Source organism: Pontibacter mucosus (genome assembly GCF_003054055.1).
Taxonomy (GTDB): domain Bacteria; phylum Bacteroidota; class Bacteroidia; order Cytophagales; family Hymenobacteraceae; genus Pontibacter; species Pontibacter mucosus.
The window spans coordinates 264672-286729 of the sequence record NZ_QBKI01000002.1 but is presented as its reverse complement, the minus strand read 5'-3'; the positions used below and the strand labels follow the sequence as shown (position 1 = coordinate 286729).

11 protein-coding genes are annotated in these 22058 nt (G+C 54.9%); all 11 read right to left on the bottom strand.

Annotated elements, in window-relative coordinates:
• Positions 1 to 11: 11 nt before the first annotated feature.
• Entirely contained in the window at positions 12 to 1781 is a 1770-nt protein-coding gene (locus C8N40_RS04820; RefSeq protein ID WP_108210652.1) for a family 43 glycosylhydrolase, read from the bottom strand.
• A gap of 169 nt (positions 1782 to 1950) precedes the next feature.
• Complete coding sequence (locus tag C8N40_RS04815) at positions 1951 to 3471, bottom strand: sulfatase family protein (RefSeq protein WP_108210651.1); 1521 nt, start codon at positions 3469 to 3471, stop codon at positions 1951 to 1953.
• A gap of 89 nt (positions 3472 to 3560) precedes the next feature.
• Positions 3561 to 5918 carry a beta-glucosidase BglX gene (gene bglX / locus C8N40_RS04810; protein WP_245904995.1) on the bottom strand — a complete coding sequence of 786 codons (2358 nt, stop codon included), beginning with the start codon at positions 5916 to 5918 and terminating at the stop codon, positions 3561 to 3563.
• Between the two features lie 16 nt (positions 5919 to 5934).
• Positions 5935 to 6603, bottom strand: a complete 669-nt coding sequence (locus C8N40_RS04805) for an SGNH/GDSL hydrolase family protein (protein ID WP_108210649.1) — start codon at positions 6601 to 6603, stop codon at positions 5935 to 5937.
• Positions 6600 to 8813, bottom strand: a complete 2214-nt coding sequence (locus tag C8N40_RS23035; RefSeq protein ID WP_245904994.1) for a glucoamylase family protein — start codon at positions 8811 to 8813, stop codon at positions 6600 to 6602. The genes C8N40_RS04805 and C8N40_RS23035 overlap by 4 nt, the downstream gene beginning before the upstream one ends.
• Before the next feature lie 477 nt (positions 8814 to 9290).
• The gene (locus C8N40_RS04795; RefSeq protein ID WP_108210648.1) at positions 9291 to 11024 is read right to left on the bottom strand and encodes a family 43 glycosylhydrolase; all 1734 of its coding nucleotides are present in this window, start codon (positions 11022 to 11024) and stop codon (positions 9291 to 9293) included.
• A gap of 222 nt (positions 11025 to 11246) precedes the next feature.
• Positions 11247 to 12629, bottom strand: a complete 1383-nt coding sequence (locus tag C8N40_RS04790) for a glucoamylase family protein (protein ID WP_108210647.1) — start codon at positions 12627 to 12629, stop codon at positions 11247 to 11249.
• A gap of 57 nt (positions 12630 to 12686) precedes the next feature.
• Entirely contained in the window at positions 12687 to 14315 is a 1629-nt protein-coding gene (locus C8N40_RS04785; RefSeq protein ID WP_108210646.1) for a glucoamylase family protein, read from the bottom strand.
• Between the two features lie 88 nt (positions 14316 to 14403).
• Positions 14404 to 15885, bottom strand: a complete 1482-nt coding sequence (locus C8N40_RS04780; RefSeq protein WP_108210645.1) for a RagB/SusD family nutrient uptake outer membrane protein — start codon at positions 15883 to 15885, stop codon at positions 14404 to 14406.
• Positions 15886 to 15903: 18 nt separating this feature from the next.
• Entirely contained in the window at positions 15904 to 18870 is a 2967-nt protein-coding gene (locus C8N40_RS04775) for a SusC/RagA family TonB-linked outer membrane protein (RefSeq protein ID WP_108210644.1), read from the bottom strand.
• A gap of 272 nt (positions 18871 to 19142) precedes the next feature.
• Positions 19143 to 22046 carry a ligand-binding sensor domain-containing protein gene (locus C8N40_RS04770; protein ID WP_108210643.1) on the bottom strand — a complete coding sequence of 968 codons (2904 nt, stop codon included), beginning with the start codon at positions 22044 to 22046 and terminating at the stop codon, positions 19143 to 19145.
• Positions 22047 to 22058 lie beyond the last annotated feature (12 nt).

Here is a 22058-nt window from a genome sequence, read left to right as displayed (position 1 = left end):
TCCGGTGGTTCCTACTCCACCTTTATAACCTTGGTTCTTTTACTGATTCCGTTTTCGTTAAACGCCTCTACCTGAAAGTAGTAGGCAGGAGCAACATTGAGGGCGTTCAGCTCATAGGCAGTGTCCTGGTAAAGCAGCACGGAGTTGTAAAGCTTATCGGGGGCAATGCCATAGTACACGTGGTACCCCTGCGCTCCCTTTACCGGCTGCCACGCCAGTTTTGCCTGTCGCCTGTCTGCGTCCCTCTTCACGCTGAAGCGCGACGGTGAGGCGGGCTTTTTACCCGCACCTCTCCCGAAAACCCGTAGCCCCGAGATGGCCAGGTGGGGCGTGGGCACATGGTGATTGGTAAATCGGATGTAGCGGGCCTTCTGCGGCTGCGGCAGCTCCACGTAATCGTTGGGCACATCCTGCCGGTTTTCCCTTTTGTCTACCAGCGTCTTCCAGTTTTTCCCGTCCAGTGAGTACTCCAGCAGGTACTGGTGGTAGAGCGTGTCGGGTTTGCCGAAGATGTTCGATTTGTGGTCGTGGTAATTGAGCTGCACGGCCCTTACCTCACTCACCTGCTCCAGGTCTACCTCCAGCCACTCGCCGGGCTTGTTGGTCTGCGCCACCCAAAAGCTTTTTATACTTTCATCCACCGTGTTTTCCGGGCCATACTTTTCCTGCACCGAGGAGGCCCTCACAGGCTTTTTGTAAGATAGTAGCATCCAGCCGGTAAATAAACTTTGACGGTTCTTGTTCTCCTGTGAGGGCAGGTAGTGCGGGTAGTCCCCATAGGCAGTGTTGGCATAAAGCTGCCCGTCCCTGTCAAAGCCTGCCGGGAACTGCCCGATGCGGCGCTCGAAGTTAAAATTCACCCCAATCACCATGGTAGCGTAGTGCCACCAGTTGCCGTAAGGGTCCTGCACGGTGCTGCCATGCCCCGCCCCCCTGATAAAGCCGCCGGGCTTATAGGAGAAGGGGCTGTATTCCTGGTAAGTAAACGGGCCAAGCGGTGAATCGGAAGTATAAACGCCGTCGCCGTAAACGCTCCACTCGGTACCGGGCGCAGCATACTGCAGGTAGTATTTGTTGTTATACTTGGTCATCCAGGCCCCTTCCAGAAACCCAGCTGCCGAGTCCTGGTGCGTTTCGCCGAAGCGCTCCCAGCCGTGCTGCTCAGGATTGAGTGTAATGAGCTTCTTGTTCTCTCCCACCGGCAGAAAGTAATGCTTCAGGTTGAGTTCCACGCCCTGCAGCGGGTGCGTGTTAGAGGGCTCGTGGTATAAGTATACTTTGCCATCGTCATCCACAAACAGTGCCGGGTCGTGCAGCGTGAGCGGCAGCACAGACGGCGCTCCCCGCCAGGTGCCCACCGTTGGATTATCAGTAGAAATGACCGATTGCACCGATGCCGGGTTGCCCAGCGCTATCAGCACAGAATCGCCCATGGGCCAGGCGCCCGGCGCGTTGGAAGACTCAAAGTACCAGCTCTGCGGCCGGATGAACTGCCAACTGCGCAAGTCTCTGGAGTGCCAGTAGCCCTGGGAGCGGGTCACGAACATGTAGTACTCGCCCCGGAACGGCACCACGGCAGGGTCGGCACCCGAGCGAAAGGACACGCCCCGGCTGGCGTGTACTATACTATAAGTATAATCGATGTTGATGGGGTTGCAGTAGGTTTGCTGCCCCTGCGCCAAAGCCGTTACCTGCAGCAGCCAAAGTATAAACCCGGCAAGTATAGCTTTGGGCTGTACTTTAAATTTTATACTTCTGATTGTCCTGTGGTTATACTTCATGCCGGTTGTTTGATGCCTGACGATTTTTTTATACTTCCCTACCCCGTGGCCTTCGAGTTGCTGTGGCCAGGTTATGTTGCCCCTTCCTAAGTATAAAATCAGCTGCGAACAGGGCTGGCAGCAGAAAATCCGGGAGGCTATACTTGAGAAATACCAGGGGCTCTTATACTTAGAAAGTTCCTTTATAGGGCAGGTCGATGCGCTTGAAAGGCACGTTTTTGAGTGGTATCTGCAGCCCGTTGGTTGTCTCCAGCCAGTTCCACAGCTCCGCCTTCAGCTCCCCGGCGATTTTCTCGTACTGCGGGTTGCGTATCAGGTTGTTCATCTCCTCGGGGTCGTTCTGCATGTCGTAGAGCTCGTTGATGTCCCAGACGCCGTGGTTGTAGATGTACTTATACCTGTCGGTGCGCACGCCGAAAATAGTGGGTGTCTGCGGAAAGGCCCACTCCCAGTAATACTCATAGAAAATTTTGTCGCGCCACGGAATTTTCTGGCCCTGCAGCAGCGGCAGAAACGAGTAGCCCTGCATCTGCGCCGGTTTCGCCATGCCAGCCAGCTCCATGATGGTGGGGGCGATGTCCACGTTCAGCACCATCTGCTCTACCTTGGTGCCGGGCTTAATCAAGCCAGGCGCGCGGGCCAGCAGCGGAACGCGAATAGAGGCCTCGTACGCGTCGCGCTTGTCAATCAGGCCCAGCTCCCCGAACTGAAAACCATTGTCGCCCATGTAAATAACCAGCGTATTCTTGTCCAGCCCCTCTTTCTTCAGCCATTCCAGTACGCGGCCAATGCTTTCGTCCACGCTCAGCAGGGTTTCCAGGTACTGGCGGTAAAAGTCGTCGAACTTTATCTCGCCGTCATACATGCCGTCCACGCCGTGCCAGCTGTTGCGCTGCGCCTTCACCCACTTAGGAATGTCGCGCACGTTTACCGGCCCCTTCGGCTCCTGCACCCTGCCGTAGCGCTTGCTGGAGTCGGTGGCGGTGAGGTACATGGAGGGCGGGCTGACAACCTCGATGTCTTTATACTTGCCCTCGTGGCGCTTGGCCGGCATAAACTCGGCATGCACGCCCTTGTGCGAGAGGTAGGCAAAAAATGGCTTGCTCTTGTCGCGCTGCTGCAGCCACTCCAACGTATAATCGGTGAGCAGGTCGGTGGTATAGCTGTCCTCCGGCTGCTTTACCTCTTTGCCATCAATGTTAAACGTAGGGTTATGGTATACGCCCTGCCCTTTAAAGCTCACCCATTTGTTAAAGCCCGGCTGCGGCTGGTCGTCGGTGTTGCCCATGTGCCATTTGCCGAAAAAGCCGGTCTGGTAGCCCTGCTGCTGCAGGTACTGCGGGAAAAAGACAAGTCCCTCGGGGAGCGGCGCACTGTTATCCACTATCTCGTGGTTGTGGGCATACTGGCCGGTCAGGATGGAGGCGCGGCTGGGTGAGCACAGCGAGGTGGTGACAAAGGCATTCTGCAGGTGCGCGCCCTCTTTGGCCAGACGGTCCATGTTGGGCGTTTGCAGCTCCGGCACCTTGCCCATAAACCCCATGAAGTCGTAGCGGTGGTCATCACTGAGTATAAAGATGACGTTCATGGGCTTGGCCTGCTTCTTTTTTTGGGCCTCCGCGGTGGGCAGCCACAGCAGCAGCGCCAGTATACTTACCAGCCACTTGTTAAGCGTGTATGGATTGTTCATGGTGTCAGGTTTTTTAAGTAGATGAGAAGAAGGTTTGCCGCCACCGGCTTTTCAGGGCCGGCAGCAGCTACCTACCTAACCTATCAAATTTACTGTGTTACCGTAAAGCTGGCCTCCTGCACGTCGCGGGAGTTGGTGCCTACGTATACTTTAAACTCGCCGGGCTCCAGTACAAAGTCCAGGTCGTTGTTGTAGAACTTGAGGTGCTCCGGCGTCAGGGTGAAAGTCACGGTCCGGCTTTCGCCTTTTTTCAGGTTGATTTTCTGGAAGCCCTTAAGCTCTTTTACCGGGCGCGTGATGCTGGCCACCACGTCCTGCACGTACAGCTGCACCACTTCCTCGCCGTCGTAGTTGCCGGTGTTCTGCACCTGCACGCTTACTTCCAGGTTCTCGCTCGGGCTGATGCTGGTCTTGCTCAGCTGCGGCTTGGAGTAGGTAAACGACGTATAGCTCAGGCCAAACCCAAAAGGGTACAGCGGCTCGTTCGTCACGTCCATGTAACGGGTGGTATACTTGTTCAGCAGATCGCCGTTGAAAGGGCGGCCTGTGTTCTTGTGGGCGTAGTAAAGCGGAATCTGGCCCACCATCTGCGGGAAGGTGGCCGTAATTTTACCAGATGGGTTGTAATTGCCGAACAGCACATCAGCAATGGCATTGCCCGCCTCGGTGCCGGCAAACCATGTTTCCAGGATGGCGTCGACGTTCTGGTCCTCCCAGGTCAGCGTCAGCGGTCGGCCGTTCATCAGCACCACCACCAGCGGCTTGCCGGTTTTCTTCAGGGCCATCAGCAGTTCGCGCTGCTTGCCGGGCAGGCCAATGTCGGCGCGGCTTGCCGCCTCCCCGCTCATCCCCTGTGACTCACCCACCACAGCCACGATCACATCAGAAGCACGGGCTACTTTCACCGCCTCGGCAATCATTTGCTCGGAGGTGCGCTTGTCAAGCTGCAGCTCGCCGCCGTGGGCATTCAGGCGCTTGATCATCTGCTCATCGTCGGTGATGTTAGCCCCCTTGGCATAGTTGATCTTCACGCCGTTACCCGCCACATTTTTGATACCTTGCTCCACCGAAACGGCCTGCTTCCAGTCGCCGGCGCCGCTCCAGTTGCCAATCAGGTCGCGCTGGTTGTTGGCCAGCGGGCCGATCAGGGCGATGGTGCCCGACTTTTTCAGCGGCAGCGTCTGCTTGCTGTTTTTCAGGAGCACCATGCTTCTGCGGGCAATGTCGCGGGCGGCCTCGCGGTATTCCGGTTTCATGATAGTAGTTTTGGCGCGCTGCTCATCTGTATAACGATACGGATCCTCGAACAGGCCCAGTTTATACTTTGCCTCCAGGATGCGGCGCGCCGCCGTGTTGATTTCCTCCTCGCTTACGTTCCCTTTCTCCACCGACTGCTTCAGGTGCCTCAGAAATACTTCGCCTACCATATCCATATCCGATCCGGCTGTCAGGGCCAGCTCGCCCACCTTGGCTTCGTCGCCCATTCCGTGCGCGATCATCTCGTTGATGGCGGTATAGTCTGTCACCACAAAGCCGTCGAAGCCCCACTGCTCACGCAGCAACTCCGTCATCAGCCAGCGGTTGCCGGTGGCCGGCACGCCGTTTATGTCGTTGAAGGAAGTCATCACACTGCCCACACCGGCTTCTATGGCAGCCTTGTAAGGGGGCATGTACTCGTTGAACATGCGGTTAAGGCTCATGTCCACAGTGTTGTAATCGCGGCCGGCCTCGGAGGCGCCGTACAGGGCAAAGTGCTTCACGGTGGCCATCACGGTGTTTTCCTTGGTCAGGTCATCGCCCTGGTAGCCGTGCACCATCGCCCTAGCTATCTCAGAACCCAAGTATGGATCCTCCCCGGCTCCCTCTGAAATACGGCCCCAGCGCGGGTCGCGGGCAATGTCCACCATCGGCGAATACACCCAGTTCAGGCCATCGGCAGAGGCCTCGTCGGCGGCAATGCGGGCGCTGCGCTCAATGGCCTCCAGATCCCAGCTCGCCGAAAGGCCCAACGGAATCGGGAAAATGGTGCGGTGCCCGTGGATGACGTCGTAGCCGAACAGGAGCGGAATTTTGAGGCGTGTGTTGTTAACGGCAAACTCCTGCAGCTTTCGGGCAGCCACCGGGGTATAGGTGTTAAACACGCCGCCCACGTTGCCCTTGCGGATGTTCTCGTCCACGTTCTGGCTCACCACCGGCCCCGTCACATCGAAGCCCACCGACACCAGGTTCAGCTGCCCTATCTTCTCCTCCAGGGTCATCTGGCTGAGAAGACTGTCCACAAACTGGCGCATGCGCGGGTCTGCTGTGCTGCTGGCCCTGGCGGTTGGCGTTTGTGTCTGCTCCACGGTTTCGGTTTGCTGTGCGGTGGTAGGCTGCTGGGCTGTATTACACTGTGTGCTCATCAACCCGATAGACATGACCAGGGCTGTGCGTATGATTTGTTTCATGGATACTATCGTTAAATTATTTAATCAAGCTTGATTTTATCTTCTTCCTCCAGATCTGGTAGCCTTGCTGGTTCATGTGCAGGCTGTCTTGCGTAAAAATCTCGGGCTTTGGTTTTCCGTTCGGCTGCAGCATCGGCTTGTACACATCCACATACTTAGTCTTGGGTTGTGTCTGCAAGTAGTCCTTTATCAACAGGTTAGCCTCTTCTATAATGGGTTTATACTTCAGCCGGGATGGGCTGGGTTTGATGGACACAAACACCACCGGCACCTGCGGCAGCTCCTGTCTTATACTTTGGAACACATCCTGAAAGCGCTCCAGCACCTCCGGCGCCTGCACGTTGCCCCCGGCGATGTCGTTTTCACCGGAATAGATCACGATTTGCTTCGGCTGGTAGGGTATCACGATGTCGTTGAGGTAGCGCTTTAGGTCGAGGAGGTTGGAGCCGCCAAAGCCTCGGTTAATGACTGTATGCTTCGGGAACATCTCCTGCAGGTTATTCCACAATTTGATGGAGGAACTGCCCACGAAAAGTATGGCGTCCCGGGGCGGCATCTGCTGGCTGTCCTGTTGTTTAAACGCCTGGATTTCGTTCCAGAAGGGCGGATCATTTTGTTGGGCGTGTGCAGTGGGCAGCGCCAGAAGTATAAACAGCAGGGCGAAGGACAAGTAGATTTTTTTCATCGGGTTCTCTCTATCTTTTTAAGGGCTTGTTGTATCTCTTTGTTTTTCATGAACAGGTTCCAGATCAGGCCGCTGCGGTGGTTCTCGATCATCACCGTAATGGGAGCCTGGTTCAGGCCCATGTACAGCGGCGACACCCAGTTCTCCTCCAGGCTAAAGGCATCCCGGAAACCATAGGCTCCCCACAGAAAGTGGCCATACTCTCGGTAAAAATGCTTCAGTGCCCGCATCGACTCCTCCGGCGTATACGGAAACGAGGCCAGCGCCCCGGTCGGCGTCATCTTGCCGGTATCGGCGTGCGGCACCGGCTCGTTGGGCGCGTACCCCCAAGGGCCGTCCGAGGCTGTGAGGCCCCAGCTGTTCTCGCTGTAGCCCTGGTGGTTCTCCGGGTTCTCCACACAATATCGGTAATTTATCAGCGCGACGTTCCGGTTATTCTCGAAGTAGTTGGTGTACTTATCGGTGAGCTTGCGTGGGTCGGCTGCCATGTAGGAGTAATGTATAAAGAACAGCGGTCCGCCGCTGGACACCCCCACCGGCAGCGGAATGCCGAAGTAGGTATTGCCGTTGGTATACATCATTCCCTCTTTGGTCAGGCCCCAGGCTGCCCTGTACTGCTGCGCTTTTTCGCTTTGGCTGGCCCAGCCGCTGTAGTACATGCTGGCCGGTATGCTGTGCGAAGGCGAAGCGATGCCGAGCAGGTACACGATCATCGTCTCGTTCCAGCCGATAAGCTGGTGGTTCAGCACCCAGGCCTGGTCCGGTGACCAATGCCAGGTCAGGAAATCGCTTTCTGGCTTTTTGCGGTACCAATCCCACTCCACACCGCGCCAGATAGTGGTGATGGTGTTGCGGATCTCTTTTTCCTGCGGCGAGTTTGCCGTGAAATACTCCCGCGCCGCCAGCAGCCCCTGCACCAGGAAAGCCGTCTCCACCAGGTCGCCACCATTGTCGCGTGGGCCGAAAAAAGGCTCTGCCTTACCCGTCTCCCCGCTGATGAAATGCGAAAAAGCACCGTGAAATTTCTCGGCCTTATCCAGGTAGCGCACGATCTGCAGAAAGCGCTCCACGCCCTGCTCCCTCGTAATCCAGCCACGCTCTATCCCCACCAGCAAAGCCATCACGCCAAAACCGGAGGCCCCGGAGGCCACCATCGTCCGGCGGCCCGGAATGTTCTCCAGCGCCAGGCCGCTGTTGGGTTCCGCTCCCTCCCAGTAGTACCGGAAGTTCGCCTCCTGTACCATGGTCAGCAACTCCTCATCCGTCATGGGCCGGGTAACGGCGTTTATACTTTCAGATTGCCCTGTTTCCTGATAGCGATCATCCAGCAGGCTGATTTTGTAGTAGAAGGTCTGCCCCACGGTGTCCACGTAATCGGCGAAGCGGCTGATGGAGGGCAGCTGCACCGCCACAGGCCTGAAGTTTTTGTTATCGGTGGAGCGGTGTACCTGCACGTAACGCACGGCAGGGTCTTCTACTTTTTCCCAGGTCAGGTCGATGTGCTTTTCGTAGCCTTTAGCGCTTAGCAGCTTGGGGGCCGACTTTATACTTTCTCCGGCTTGCAAAGGCAGCATCTCCACCTGGTCCAGGTACAACTCATGCCATTTTCCATCTTCTGCCTGCTGCTGAAAAACCACTACATCCACCTCTTTCGGATCGCTGTAGTTCAGGCCCTTGAAGCTGCTGAGCGGCACCTCCACCGTTAGCCAGGCACCGGTTTTATAGTTAGGCAGGTAGTTTTGCAGCGGCAGGAACTGGGAAAGCTCTTTCGCCTCCCGCTTGCCAATAGCCAGTACCGGAAGTTCTGTTGCCGCTGTGTTGGTTTTGATGTATAGCCTGAAGACAAGCTTCTCCTGTGGCCGGAAAAAATCCATACCCCGGATGGGGTGGTAGAGCACCTGCACCTGCCACTGCCCACCTTTCGCGGAGTTATACTTCAGCTCCAGCGCGTTGCCGGGGGTAAAGTATACTTCCTGGCTCACGGGCAGCTTGCCGCCGCTGTTCTTCACCCAGCTCGGCGAAGTATAGCTGGCCGAAGTATAGAAATGGTCCTTGTCCATCAGGCTGTTGTCGAAGAAAACCCTGGTATAGGTTATCTCCTGCGCCATCAGGTTGGTGGCGTGCAACAGGGTAATGATGGAAAGAAGTATACTTCGCATGGTGCTTAGCTGGTTTATACTTTCTGATTTATACTTGGCTATACTTTCCATGGCGCAAGCGTCCGCTTGTGCCTCTTTTCCTGCTGGCGCGAGTTTGCAACTCGTGCCTAATTAGGGTGTTGGGTTTGTAACCCAACTGACTTGAAAAGCCATATTTATACTTTAGCTATACTTTTATACTTGCCAGTTTATACTTTCCTAGCCGCTGCTTCCCGCAACCTGAACCAAGCTATCCTTACTAGCTGCCGTTTATCCTCCAGCCCCACTTGCCTACAGTTTCATTTCTGGCTTTGGTGCCCTCCTAGGCCGGGAGGCCTCGTTTTCCCACTCAGCGCTGTGTTCCCTCCTTGCCTCGCTGTCGCTCGGCATGCCCTTAACGGGCACAGGATCTCACAAGGCGCCTCCTGGAAAAACTGGGAAAGGCTTAGTTCTCCTCCAGGTTTATACTTTGATCAGGGTGTATTCTAGCCTAAAGGTTTTTAACTTTAAGTATAGAAAGTATAATCTCTTATACTTGATCTTAGCACCTTAATCCACCTTCACCGGCTTCGTTCTTTCTGAGACGCCGTTTTCGTTGAAGGACTCGATAGCAAAGTAGTAACCCTGGTCTACGCCCAGGCTTTTCAGGTCCAGTTTGTTGTCCTCGTACACCATCCAGGAGCTGTAGAGTTTATCCGGAGCTATACCCCAAAGCACGTTGTAACCTTGCGCATTGGCCTGCTTGTCCCAGGTGATCATCGCGTCGCGGCGGTCCTGCTGGCGGTTTACCTTAAAGTTTTTCACGCGGGCCGGCGCTTTGCCCTGTCCCACGCCGAAAATGCGCAGCCCGGAAATGGCCAGATTTGGCGTCGGCACATGGATATTGCGGTAACGGATGTAGCGCACCGTCTGCGGAGTACCCAGCTCGACGTAATCATTGGGTACGTCGCGGTAGTTGTCGCTCCTGTCTACCAGCGTTTTCCAGTTCTTGCCGTCTGTGGAGCCCTCCATCATGTAACGGTGGTACAGGCCCGGCACTTTGCCGTAGAGGTTGGATTTATAGTCGTGGTAGTTTACCTGCACGGCGTATACTTTGCCCGGCTTCTCCAGATCTATCTGCACCCACTGCTGGTCGTTGTTTTGCTCGGCTACCCAGAAGGTTTTGGTGCTCTCATCCAGCATGTTCTCGGGTTTAAAACTCTCCAACGTAGAGGAAGCTTTCACCGGCTTCTTGTAGGACAGCAGCATCCAGCCGGCAAACTGGCCCATCTTGCCCGGCACCGACGGACCAAAATGCGGGTAGTCACCGAAGTAAGTATCCACGTGCATCAGCCCGTCCTTGTCGAACGTAGTGTGGAACATGTTGATGCGGCGCTCCCAGTTCATGTTCACCGATACCGAAGCCGATCCAAAGTGCCAGTACTCTCCTGCCGGACCCACCACGGTGCTGCCGTGGCCAGCGCCGTTCATGTAGCCTCCCGGCTTATAGGAAACGGGGTTATTAGGCGCGTACGTAAACGGCCCGAGCGGGGAATCGCCTATGTATACGCCATCGCCATACACGTTAAACTCGGTGCCCGGTGCAGCATACTGCAGGTAATACTTGCCGTTGTGCTTCGTCATCCAGGCGCCTTCCATATAGCCGGCCAGCACGGTATCAGAATGGTTCTCGCCGAAGCGCTCCCAGCCATGCTTGTCGCCATACAGCTTAAAAAGCTCTACCGTTCTCTCTGATGGCTTGAAGCGGTCTTTCCTGTTCAACTCTTTTACCCGAAGCGGGTACGTGTTGGAGGAACCCCAGTACATGTAGGCTTTGCCATCGTCGTCGATGAAGAGGGCCGGGTCCTGCAAATCGCCCAGAATGCCGGGTGTGGCTTGCCAGTCGCCCCGCTTGGGATTGTCGGTATACAGCACGCTCATGGAGCCGGATGGGTCGCCGGCCACGTACAGCAACGAGTCTCTGTAGTTGAAAGCCGCCGGTGCGTTGGATCCCTGAAAATACCACTTCTCCGGTTTGATGAAGTTCCAGTTCTGCAGGTCGGTGGAGTGCCAGTAGCCCATCGAGCGGGTCACGAACATGTAGTACTCGTTGCGGAACTCCACTACGGCCGGGTCGGCGCCTGAACGGTACGAAATGTCCTTATAGGCATCGTACACGGCATAGGTATAGTCGATGTTGATCGGGTTGCAGTACGTGCTCATGTGCGTGCTCTGGGCCAGGGCCGCCGTGCCGCTCCCCCAAAGTATGGCCAGTGACAGTATAGCTTGTAAGGCTCTTCTCATAAGTATGGTTTTATACTTTGTTCCTCTTCCTATTTGATATTTTCCTGCTAGCTGATGCAGATTGCTAAGCCCTTTCTTTATGTCATCCTGGAAGGATCTTAGTAGCTAGTAGCATAAGCTTAGGCTTCTTCCACCAAGTCTCTTTACAGAATGACAGATTTTAACAGACCAGAAATAAGCAGGCACGGCATCTACACCCGCGCCAGCTTTTATACTTTATACTTACTTCAGCTGCGGGCTCCGGAAACCGAGCTTCTTCAGGCCAGCCTGTACTTCGGGGGCGCTCATGAACAAATCCCATAGCAAACCGGTGCGTCCGTTCTCGATCATCACCACAATCGGTCCCTGGTCGATGCCCAGGTAGCGCTGCGGGAACCAGTTTTCCTGTTCCGAGTAAGCATCGTATGGTCCATACTTGCCGATCACTTTGTCGCCCAAGTCTTCGTACAGGTGGCGGATAACTTTCATGGACTCCTCCGGTGCATACGGGTAAGACGAAAGGGCAGCCGTCGGCGTGATCACGCCCAGGTCGTTTTCTGGGCTGTGGCCCGAATAACCGTTCACGGAGTAGCTGGCGGTAAGTCCCCAGGCGTTCTCGCCATAGCCTTTGTAGCCTTTCGGGTTGTCCACGCAGTAGTCGTGCTGAATTAGGGTATGGTTGCGGTTAAGTTTCCAGTAGTCGGCATACTTATCGGTGAGCTCGCGCGGGTCGAGGCCCAGGTAAGAATAATGTGCCCAGAACATCGGTCCCACGCTGCCTTTGTGCCCGTTGTGGTTCAGCACCACCTCATGGCCATACTTTGACGCGTCGGATTTAATGGCGCCGCTGCGGGCCCAGCCCTCGTGGTATACTTCGGCAGGCACCCCGTGCGTGGGCGAGGAGGCCGCCAGCACATAGGTTATCAGGCACTCGTCGTACCCGCGTATCGGAAAGTTCATGGCCCAGCCATGGTTGGGGCTCCAGTGCCAATAGAGCGCGTTCTGCCCACCGTTTCGGAACCAGCTCCAGTCCACCTCTTTCCAGAGCTTGTCGATTTGGGCGGCCAAGGCTTTCTCCTGCTCATTGCCATCCTGCAGGTACTGCCGCACGGTTAGCATGCCCTGTACCAGGAAGGCTGTTTCCACCAGGTCGGCACCATCGTCTTTCGGGCTAAAGGGCTTTACTTTACCCGTCTCGCCGTGCAGCCAGTGCGGCCAGGCGCCATGAAAGCGGTCGGCCTTCTCCAGGAAATTCACCATCTTCTGCAGGTGCTGTACTCCCTCCTCTCGGGTAATAAAGTCTCGCTCCATCCCCACAATAATAGCCATCAACCCGAAGCCGGTGGCGCCGGTAGTAACCACGTTCTGATCGTTCTGCGGGTACTCGCCATCAATGTGGATGCGCTCGCGGGCAAGCCCTGAATTTGGTTCCGTTCCATCCCAGAAGTACTGAAAAGTCTGCTCCTGTACCTTTGTCAGCAGCTCCTCATCCGATAGTTGCTTGACGTCTATTGCGGTCGTATCGGCAGCCGTTTCAGTTGTTGTAGTCGATGTTTCGGAAGAGTTCTGGCAACCGTAGAAAAGCTGGGCGGCCAGCAAAGGTATGGCTAGTAAGGTTCGCTTCATGTCTTGTGTTTTTTTATTTCTGTAATCTTTATTTCTGCTACTGTTTTATACTTGTTGTTAATGGAGGGAAAGCATAAGATCCCTGGATGTAGCGCCCGCTTGTAGCACCAGTTTATACTTGCCCGGTACGAGTTCCTGCCCCAGCGCCACCTGCTCCAGGCCTGGTCCTTTGCTCTCTTCTTTCCAGATGGTTTTCACCTCCGCGCCGTCTTCTTTCAGCAGTTTTAAAGTATAACTACCTGCCTCTTTTGTGGCCACATCTATCAAGTAGTTATCCTTGTCCGGGTGGCGCAGCAGGTCTACCTGGTTTGTTCTGATGTCGGGGGTTACCAGCGGGAAACCGGTTTCATAAGCCGGTTGCCTGAAGCCAAGTTTTGAAAGCCCGATTTGTACCTCCGGCAGGTTGGTAAAAAGCCCCCAGAGCAAGCCGCTGCGGTAATTTTCTATCATCACCACAATAGGCCCCTGGTCGATGGCCAGGTGATCGGTGGCGGTCCAGTTGCGTGCTTTGTTATGGGCATCCCGTAAGCCGTACTCCCCCACCATCCTGCTGCGAAGGCCGTTGTACATATTCCGGAGTACCTGCATGCTGTAGTAGGGCGTGTACGGGAAAGAGCCCAGCGCCGCCGTGGGTGCCACAGTCCCGTTATCGTAGGCCGGTGAGTGCGCAGCGTACCCGTCCGGATCATCCGAAGCCGTAAGTCCCCAGAAGCTCTCGGTATAGCCGTAGTTTTTAGGCGCGGAGCTGAGGCTGTAGGAGCGGTTCACCATGGTGTGGTTCAGGTTATGCTGCCAGTAGTTGGTGTAGTTATCCACCAGCTGTCGCGGGTCCAGGCTCAGGAAGGAGTAGTGGGCAAAGAATAGCGGACCACCGTAGGCCGGTCCCATTTTCAACGTATAGCCACCGTAGTTTTGGGCCGCCCCAAAGTTGGCGCTAACCCAGGTGTTCTGGTATACGTCCGGCGAGATAGGATGTGTGGGCGAGGCGGCAGCCAGCACGTATGTGATTAGTGACTCGTTCCAGCCCCGTATCGGCAGGTTCATCTCCCAGCCATAGTTGGGACTCCAGTGCCAGTAGAGCTTACCGTCGCCGCGCGAGGCGTACCAGTCCCACTCCACCGTCTCCCAGAGCCGGGTGATCTTTTGCCGGAGCTCGGCCTCTGCCCCGCCGCCATCAAAGTATGCGCGGGCTGTCAGCAGTCCGTTTATCAGAAAGGATGTCTCCACCAGGTCACCGCCATTGTCTTTGGGGCTGAAAGGAATGGTAGCACCAGTGTTGCCATCAAGCCAGTGTGGCCATGCCCCATGAAAGCGGTCGGCACGGGCCAGAAAATCGGTAAGTTTGTTTAGTCGCGTTACAGCCTGCTCGCGTGTTATCCATCCCCGATGCACGCCTACAAGTATAGCCTGCACACCAAAGCCGGTGCCCCCGCTTGTTACCAGATCGCCGGAGCTGCTGCGCTCGCGGGCCATGCCGCTGGCAGGGTGCGCAAAATCCCAAAAATAGCGGAAGGTGCTCTCCTGCACCTCGTCCAGCAGGGCTCTGTTTTCTGCAGCCGTCGGCACCGCTGGCGTGTCGGGCTCTGTCGGCTCTGGCGTAGGCTGCCCTTCATCCGGCTCACGCTTACACGATAGCAGCGCGCATAGCAGTAACAGACAACAGTAGCAAAGCTGTTTGTTTATCATCCTTTGGGGTAAGGGTGGGGTTTGATTGAAAGAAAAGAAAGTATGGAGCCACACTTTGCAGCGGCTCCATACTTTAAATGTTTACTGATTAATAACCCGGGTTTTGGGTAAGGGTACCACCGCTGAGAATAATCTGTTGCTGCGGAATCGGCATCAACTCGTTTTTACCAGCCTGGAACTGCTTGCCCTGTGCCTGCAGCACCTCTGCAGCTCTGCCCTGTCGCACCAGGTCGAAGAAGCGGTCTCCGTTTTCCAGGGCGAGTTCTACCCGGCGCTCATGCCAAATCAAGTTACGCAGCTCTTCCTGCGTTGCTGACTCTATAGGATCCAGACCGGCTCTTACGCGCACGCGGTTCAGGTCTGCCAGCGCCTGCTGCGTATCACCCAACTCGTTGGATGCCTCCGCACGCATCAGCAGCACCTCGGCAAAGCGCAGGATACGCACGTTCTGATCCTTGGCGTAACCACACTCGTTTGTGACGAAGCCAGGCACATAGGCCTTCTGGTTATACCTTGGGTTTGGCGCGTTCGGGTTGATTAAATCTCCTTCAGGCGTGGTTTCGCCTCTGAACAGGATGGTGGCATCCAGGCGCTCATCGCCTTCCTCATAAGCGTTTACCAGATCCTCGGTTGGCTCCACAAAGCCCCAGCCAAACTGCCCACGAACACCCTGTACCTCCGCCCATTGGCTGTTGGAGGCCGGGCAGTTACCAGGTATAGTCTGAGCTTCAATTTCGAATATAGACTCGGCATTATGCTCCCCTGCAATGCGGAATATGCTATAATAGTCGTCTACCAGCCTGTAGCCCAATCCCTCTACTTGGTTAGCCAGGTCTACCACCTGCTGCCAGTTGCGCTGATAGAGTTGTACCTTAGCCAGCATACCCAGTGCAGCGCCCTGCGTTGCACGGCCTCGCTCTGCCGTCGGGTACGTAGGCGGTAACACCGCTGCAGCCTCTGTCAGATCCTTCACAATTTGGGCATAAACCTCCTCCGAACTTGACCTTGGCAGGTTAAGGGTACTAGGATCTTCCTGCTCCCCTACCACCGGAACAGCTAAACGTAGCGGCACCCCCCCAAAAGTTCTGACCAAGTTAAAGTAGTGGTAGGCTCGGAAAAACTTAGCTTCAGCCAACAGCCGTTGCTTCAGCGTCTCGTCCATGTTGATGAGCGGAACATTGGTAAGCACCTGGTTAGTAAGGTTGATGGCCTGATACTGACCATTCCAATAGCCATTCAACTGCCCCTCAGTAGGGGTAATGGTAAAGTTATCATATTCGTCTAGGAAGCCGGCATCACCCGGAACACTGCCTTTGGCAGCGTTATCGGAGGTGATGGTGGTAATAGCCAGGTGCGCGAAGGCAATTACGTTCCACTCGCGCAGGTTTCCGTAGATGGAGTTAACTGCCAGTATCGCATGTTCAGGCGTGACAAAGAAATCCGCGCCAACAGGCTCTCCTTCCGGCTCTACATCCAAAAAATCCTCTGAGCATGCGGCCAGTCCGCCAATCGTGAGGGCGCTTAAAAGTATAAATGAATTACGCTTAACGCTATAAAGTATATTTTTCATAAGTCCTTTCCCTGTTTATTAGAATGTAGCATTTACACCAAAGTTATAGGTTGCTGACAGCGGATACACGTTCCTGTCGATACCCTGGCTCACCGGTGCCCCTCCCACCTCAGGCGAGAAGCCGTTGTATTTGAACCAGGTAACCGGGTTTTGTGCGTTGATGTAAACACGCAGGTTTCTCATTTTCAGAGTGCTAACTACCGACTCTGGCAGGTTGTAACCCAACTGCAGGTTTCGGATCCTGATATAATCGCCTTTCTCCACATAGTAGTCACTTGGGTCAAGGTTTCTGCCGGTAAGGTCGGCGGATGGATAGGAGTTAGAGGTACCCGGTCCAGTCCAACGGTTGTCGTAGAAATCTTTGTCGTAGTTCTCGTTGCCATACCGCACATTACGGTTACCATTGTATACATCCACATCCGCTACACCCTGAATGTCAATCTGCAGGTCAAAGCTCCTGAACCGGAAACTGGTGTTGATGCCATAGGTAAAGCCGGGGTTAGGGTTGCCAATGATTCGCTTATCACGTTCATCGATCACATTATTGCCGTCCTGGTCGCGGAAACGGAAGTCACCGGGGCTGGCACCAGGCTGGGCAGAGTTCTCGATCTCCTGCTCGTTTTGGAAAATGCCCTCTACCTCATAGCCGAAGAAGGAGCCAATAGGGTCACCCACACGGGTAACGCTTACTTGATAACCACCTACCGGCAGGTTACCGTTATAGAAGGTGGCATTTTCAATGGCTACGTCTGTTACCTCGTTCTTATTTCTGGAGAAGTTTGCCCCAATGCTGTAGCTAAAATCCTGGCTAATATCGTGGTTCCAGTTGGCGATCAGCTCCATACCTCTGTTTCGGAAAGTGGCATAGTTACCCAGTATCTGGCCTCCAAGGCCCAGGTATCCAAGTGGGGTAACACCGAAAATCGCATCCTTCGTTTTCCTGTTATACCAGTCTGCCTCCACAGTAAGCCTATTGTCCAGGAAGCCCATTTCAAGACCTGCGTCAAACTCTTCCACTACCTCCCAAAAGAGGGTACTTGGAGTAGTGGTGTTGATGTTCCAGCCTGGATACAGTACTCCATTACGAATTGCGCCAAAGCGCTCGTCTGTGGCCACTCTCAGTATAAAGATATTGGAAGGAACGTTGTTGTTACCCAGCCTACCCCAGCTGGCACGTAGCTTCAGGTTATCAAAGATGTTCTGGTTACTCATGAAGTCCTCCTCAATAACCCTCCACCCCAGGCCGATTGATGGGAAATACTCCCAACGCTCCCCCCTCGGAAACTTGGAGGAGGCATCATATCGAAGTGTAGCTGTGAGTAGATAGCGATCCAGGAAAGAGTAGTTTACCCTACCAAAATATGACACAAAGGTTGCTCTGTTACCTCCCGCCTCAATTCGTACTGTTTCGGGGTCTCCCAGATCCAGGTACAGGTTAGCGTCTGAGTTAAACTCCACATCATTTGCGAAGCCGGTGAGGAAGTTGGACTTGTCCTCCTGGGCAGATGTACCCAAGAGCACCGTCAGGTCGTGGTCACCAAAGGTCTTGTCATAGGTCAGAGTATTTTCCCATAGCCACATGTTTGTTTTGCTTCTCTGCTGCGTGAGCAAACTTCTGGATGCAAACTGCACCGTGGTCAGCGAGTCGCGGGAGCGGTAGTTGCGGTATTCATCTATGCCGTAGTTAAGGCCCAGGCTGGTGCGAAAAGTAAAATTTTGCAGGAAGTTCACTTCGGCAAAGGCGTTGCCCGTTAAGCGCTGCCCCCTGGATTCCTGGTTGAACCAGTCCAAAGACGCCTGCGGGTTAGCAAAGTTCCCTACCGGGAAATCAACAGGGTCACCATAGCGGCCATTCGCTTTAAACACAGGTATAACGGGCGGGGCTACATAAGCCTGGTAGAAGATATCTCCTGGAATATCGTTTGATTTATAGTCGTAGAAGATACCGTTGTAGCCTACTTTTATGTTTTCGTTGATCTGAAAGTCTGTCTGCAAACGCGCTGTGATACGACGGTAGTCATTTCCTTCGATAATGCCTTCCTGATTCAGGTATCCGGCGCTGGCACTATAAGTTACTTTTTCAGTTCCGCCAGAGGCCGAAACCTGGTGGTTATGGATCATGGCCGTGCGCAGTATCTGGTCGTACCAGTCGGTGGAGGGAAGGTTGGTGGTGATTAGCTCAGAACCGTTTTTCTCGTTTACCAACTGGGCATACTCCCGGGCGTTCGTCATTTCAAGCTGGTTTGTAACGCGCTGCACCCCTACAAAGCCGTTGTAGTTTACAGTGGCCTCACCAGAACGCCCCCTTTTGGTGGTAACCAGTACCACGCCGTTGGCCGCGCGCACCCCGTAAATGGCTGCACTGGAGGCATCTTTCAAAATCTCAATCGACTCAATATCCGCCGGGTTCAGAAAACTCAGATTATCTACGAAAGTACCATCTACAACGTACAGCGGGTCGGCACTACCTAGCGCTGATCCTGTTCCGCGTATCCTGATTTGGGGAGATGCACCGGGCTGACCTGTGTTGGTGATATTAACACCGGCCACTTTACCCTGCAGCGAGCTAACCGGGTTCTGGGAGGCCTGCCGTACCAGTTCTTCGCTTTTCACTGAGGCGATGGAGCCTGTCACGTCACGCTTCTCCTGCACGCCGTAGCCAGTTACCACTACTTCCTGCAGTGTAGCGGCGTCAGTCTCCATCTGCACGTTTATACTTGTGCGGTTGTTTATCGGCACCGAGGTGGCTTTATACCCTAAGTAATTAAAGGTAAGCGTACCGTCAGCGGGGGCACTTAAAGTATAATTACCATCGGCGTCGGTCTGTGCACCGGTGGTGGTTCCCTGCACTACCACACCCGCTCCAATCAGCGGCTGGCCTGTCTCGGCATCCGTCACCCTGCCTTGCACCGTAATTGTATTTTGGGCAAAGGAGAGGTGGAATGTCAGTAGGCACATGACGAGTAGTAAAAATTTTCTCTTCATACGTTTTATGATAGGTTTTAATTTTGATTAGGTTATTGATTTAAAAGTCCGGAATTCCCGCTCAGCACCCAAAAATACAGCTACTACATTACCACATCATGCGCTAAAATAGTGAGTGCTTACCCCTACGGGATTGCACAGATCAGGCCCGGTAAGTGCATACTTCTGTATACGGAGCGCTGGTGTTATGGATGAAGACAAAACGCAAAAAAAGCCGCCAGAAGCATAGTTCCGGCGGCATGAGAGGCAGATGATGTAGTAATGATGTGGTGCTAAATCTCCATAAAGAACTCCACCAGGTTTTTATCGGGGTCCATGTTGAGCTTTTTGCGGAGGCGATAGCGGCGCAGTTCCACCCCTCGCACCGTAATGTTCAGCAGCGAGGCGATTTCCTTGCTCGTCATGTTCATGCGCAGGTAGGCGCAAAGTTTCATATCATTCGGGGTAAGCTCCGGGTAGCCCTCTTTCAGCTTCTTGAAATAGTTGGCATTGGTCTCGTTAAAGCTCTTCTCAAACAGGCTCCAGTCGGTTTCGGAGCTCATGCCGTCGAGGATGATTTTTTGTATTTTCTTTAGCTGCCGCTCCGGCAGCCTGTTGCCTTCTGCGTCCTGCAGCTTGTTCACCTCGTGGCTGATGTTCTGCAGCAGCTCGTTCTTGTTCACGATGTTCAGGGCGGTGCTGGCAAGCTCCCGGCTCTTGCTGGCAAGCTCGGCCTTGAGCTGCTCGTTGCGCAGCTTCACCAGCTTCTGCTCATGCAGCAGTGCCTCCTGCCGCAGCTGCTCCTGCTTTTCCTGCTCCAGTTGCTGCTGTATGCGCTGCTGGTCGCGCTGCAGCTTTTTGAAGTATAGCCTGCGCCCCAGCCACAGCAGCACAACCGCCAGCAAAGTATAAAGCGTGTTGGCCCACCAGGTGGCGTACCAGGGCGGCAGCACCACAAAGCGGTATAGGGTATTCGCTGTTATCTCCTCCCCGTTTATGCGCGCGCGCACCCTGAACTTATACTCTCCCTGCCGCAGGTTGGTGAACTCAGTCTGGGTATTGCTGCTCCACGCCGACCAGGTGCCGGACTGCCCCTCCAGCAGGTGCTGGAACTCGACCTGCGCCTGTTTAAAATATGGCAGGGCGTAAGAGATGCGCAGGTTGTTTTGGCTAAAGGGCAGCTCCAGCAACGTCTCCTGCCGGTTTGTTTCGCTCAGCAGGCGCTGGCTGCCGGTCGTGTTCTCCACCTTCCGGATAAGCACCGGGGGCAATTTTATACTTGGCGGCTGCCTTGCCTCCGTGTTATAGACCACAAAGCCGTCGTCTATACTTATCAGGTAAACCGAGTCGCTGATCTTGCTGATGCTTTCGTACTCCTGCACCATGCGGCCGTCCAAAATGCTGAACTGGCTGGTGTTGATGTGCGGCTGCTGCGGGCTGGACAGGTCTGCCAGCGCTATTTTGCCGTGGTTGATGATCCAATGCTTCTGACCGGAGGCCGGAAGTATACGGCTGGCACTGGCCAAAGGACCTAGCTGACTGTTCAGCTCCTGGTACGGTGAAAACCGGCCTGTGCCCTCGCTGTAATGGTAAAAGCCGGTGCCGGTGGAAAAGAGCAGCCGGTTAGCCAGGCGCGAAATGTATACTTTGTGGGTACCCTGCAAGCCATGGCTCTCGTTGAAGCTCTGGGCATGGGTTACCTGCCGCAAATCCGGGCTCAGCGTTAGCCTGTAAAGACCCTTGTAGGCGTGGCTCACCCACAGGTGGCCATCCTGGTCCTGCTCCACGTGCTTGCTCGGCTGCCCAAAGCCGCTCACCATGTGCGAGAATGCCCAGTGGCCGCTGGTATCTTTGCGGTACACAGCCAGGCCGGTATAGGTACCTTGTATCAACACCTCCGGCTCCGACTGCAGCTTCTTTATCGTCCAACCGCCCTTCGCGCCGGAGATCTTCACCAGCCTGTTGCCCTCCACCCTGAAAGTGCCTTCGTTGTGCCCGCAAAGCAAATCTCCTCCTATCTTTTTCAGCTCCCACACCTGCCCCTGCGAGTTTTCGATCATCCGGAAGTCCAGGTGCTGGGTGGCGTCGGGGTTGCCGGGGCTCCAGTTGCTGTAGTACAGGCCCTGGTTGGTGCCCAGGTATATTTTGTCACCGTGGATGATGCTGCTGTACACGGTGCCGAAGTTGCCCACCTTATCGAAGTAAAAGTATAAAGGCGAGGTGACGTCCACCCTGTCGATGCCGTTATCAAGCCCCACCCACAGGTTCTGGGAGCTATCGGCGAGGAGGTTGAGCACCGTGTTGTTCTGCAGGCCGTTGGACTTGCTGAGGCGGTGCAGGAGCCTGCCCTGCTCATCCAGCACCACTACCCCGTTCAGAATCGTACCAAAGGCGTAGTGCCTGTCGTTGATGCGGGTGCCGTTGTTGAGCTGGTAAGTCTTCAGAAAGTCGTTGGCTTCGTTCTGCCAGGGTATAAATGTGCGCCCATCAAACAGAAACAGGCCGTTTTTAGCGGTGCCTACGAGGTAGCTGCCATCGGTGTAGGGAAGTATGCACAGGATGCCCGAATCGCCCAGCTTCCGGCTGCCGGGTACAAAGTGCAGGCTGCCGTCCTTCAGCTCGAAGAGGCCCTCTGAGATAACCTCCGCAAAATAGCGGTTGCCGGCCTGGTGCAGGAACAGGAACGGACGCTGCGCCTTTATCACACTGATTTTACCGTCCTGGTAAGTATAAATACCCGAAAACGACTGAAAGAATACCTTGTCGCCTTCCACGTAGATTTTCCATACTTCGTCCGGGAGCTTGTGTGCGGCGGGCACCAGGTTTGTCAGTGAAGTATAGCCGAAGCGCCCCTGCTTGTCGTGGCTCCAGTAGCCCATTTCCCCGAAGCCCCCTGCGTAGATACGCCCCTTGTTATCGGCGGCCACGGCCCGCACGATTACGTTGTTGGGCATCCGGTGCAGTTGCCAGGTGCTGCCGTCGAAAGCCAGCAACCCGCTGGAGTTACCGTAGTACATCACCCCGTCGGCACCGCGCGCAACCGACCAGTTCTGGTTTCCGGCCTTGTATTGCTGTTTTGTGTAGTTCTGTATGTACGGGAAGCCAAGTTTGCCGGCATCCGTCGCCTTTGCCCCTGCTGCCAGCAGCAACAGCCACAAAACAAGCCACCGCTGTCCTTCCTTCAGTATCGCTATCATCTAGCTTCTTTA

Coding starts and splice junctions, on each gene's coding strand:
- C8N40_RS04795 (WP_108210648.1), bottom strand. CDS start 11,024: ATGAGAAGAGCCTTACAAGCTATACTGTCACTGGCCATACTTTGGGGG.
- C8N40_RS23035 (WP_245904994.1), bottom strand. CDS start 8,813: ATGGAAAGTATAGCCAAGTATAAATCAGAAAGTATAAACCAGCTAAGC.
- C8N40_RS04780 (WP_108210645.1), bottom strand. CDS start 15,885: ATGAAAAATATACTTTATAGCGTTAAGCGTAATTCATTTATACTTTTA.
- C8N40_RS04770 (WP_108210643.1), bottom strand. CDS start 22,046: ATGATAGCGATACTGAAGGAAGGACAGCGGTGGCTTGTTTTGTGGCTG.
- C8N40_RS04820 (WP_108210652.1), bottom strand. CDS start 1,781: ATGAAGTATAACCACAGGACAATCAGAAGTATAAAATTTAAAGTACAG.
- bglX (WP_245904995.1), bottom strand. CDS start 5,918: ATGAAACAAATCATACGCACAGCCCTGGTCATGTCTATCGGGTTGATG.
- C8N40_RS04785 (WP_108210646.1), bottom strand. CDS start 14,315: ATGATAAACAAACAGCTTTGCTACTGTTGTCTGTTACTGCTATGCGCG.
- C8N40_RS04775 (WP_108210644.1), bottom strand. CDS start 18,870: ATGAAGAGAAAATTTTTACTACTCGTCATGTGCCTACTGACATTCCAC.
- C8N40_RS04815 (WP_108210651.1), bottom strand. CDS start 3,471: ATGAACAATCCATACACGCTTAACAAGTGGCTGGTAAGTATACTGGCG.
- C8N40_RS04790 (WP_108210647.1), bottom strand. CDS start 12,629: ATGAAGCGAACCTTACTAGCCATACCTTTGCTGGCCGCCCAGCTTTTC.
- C8N40_RS04805 (WP_108210649.1), bottom strand. CDS start 6,603: ATGAAAAAAATCTACTTGTCCTTCGCCCTGCTGTTTATACTTCTGGCG.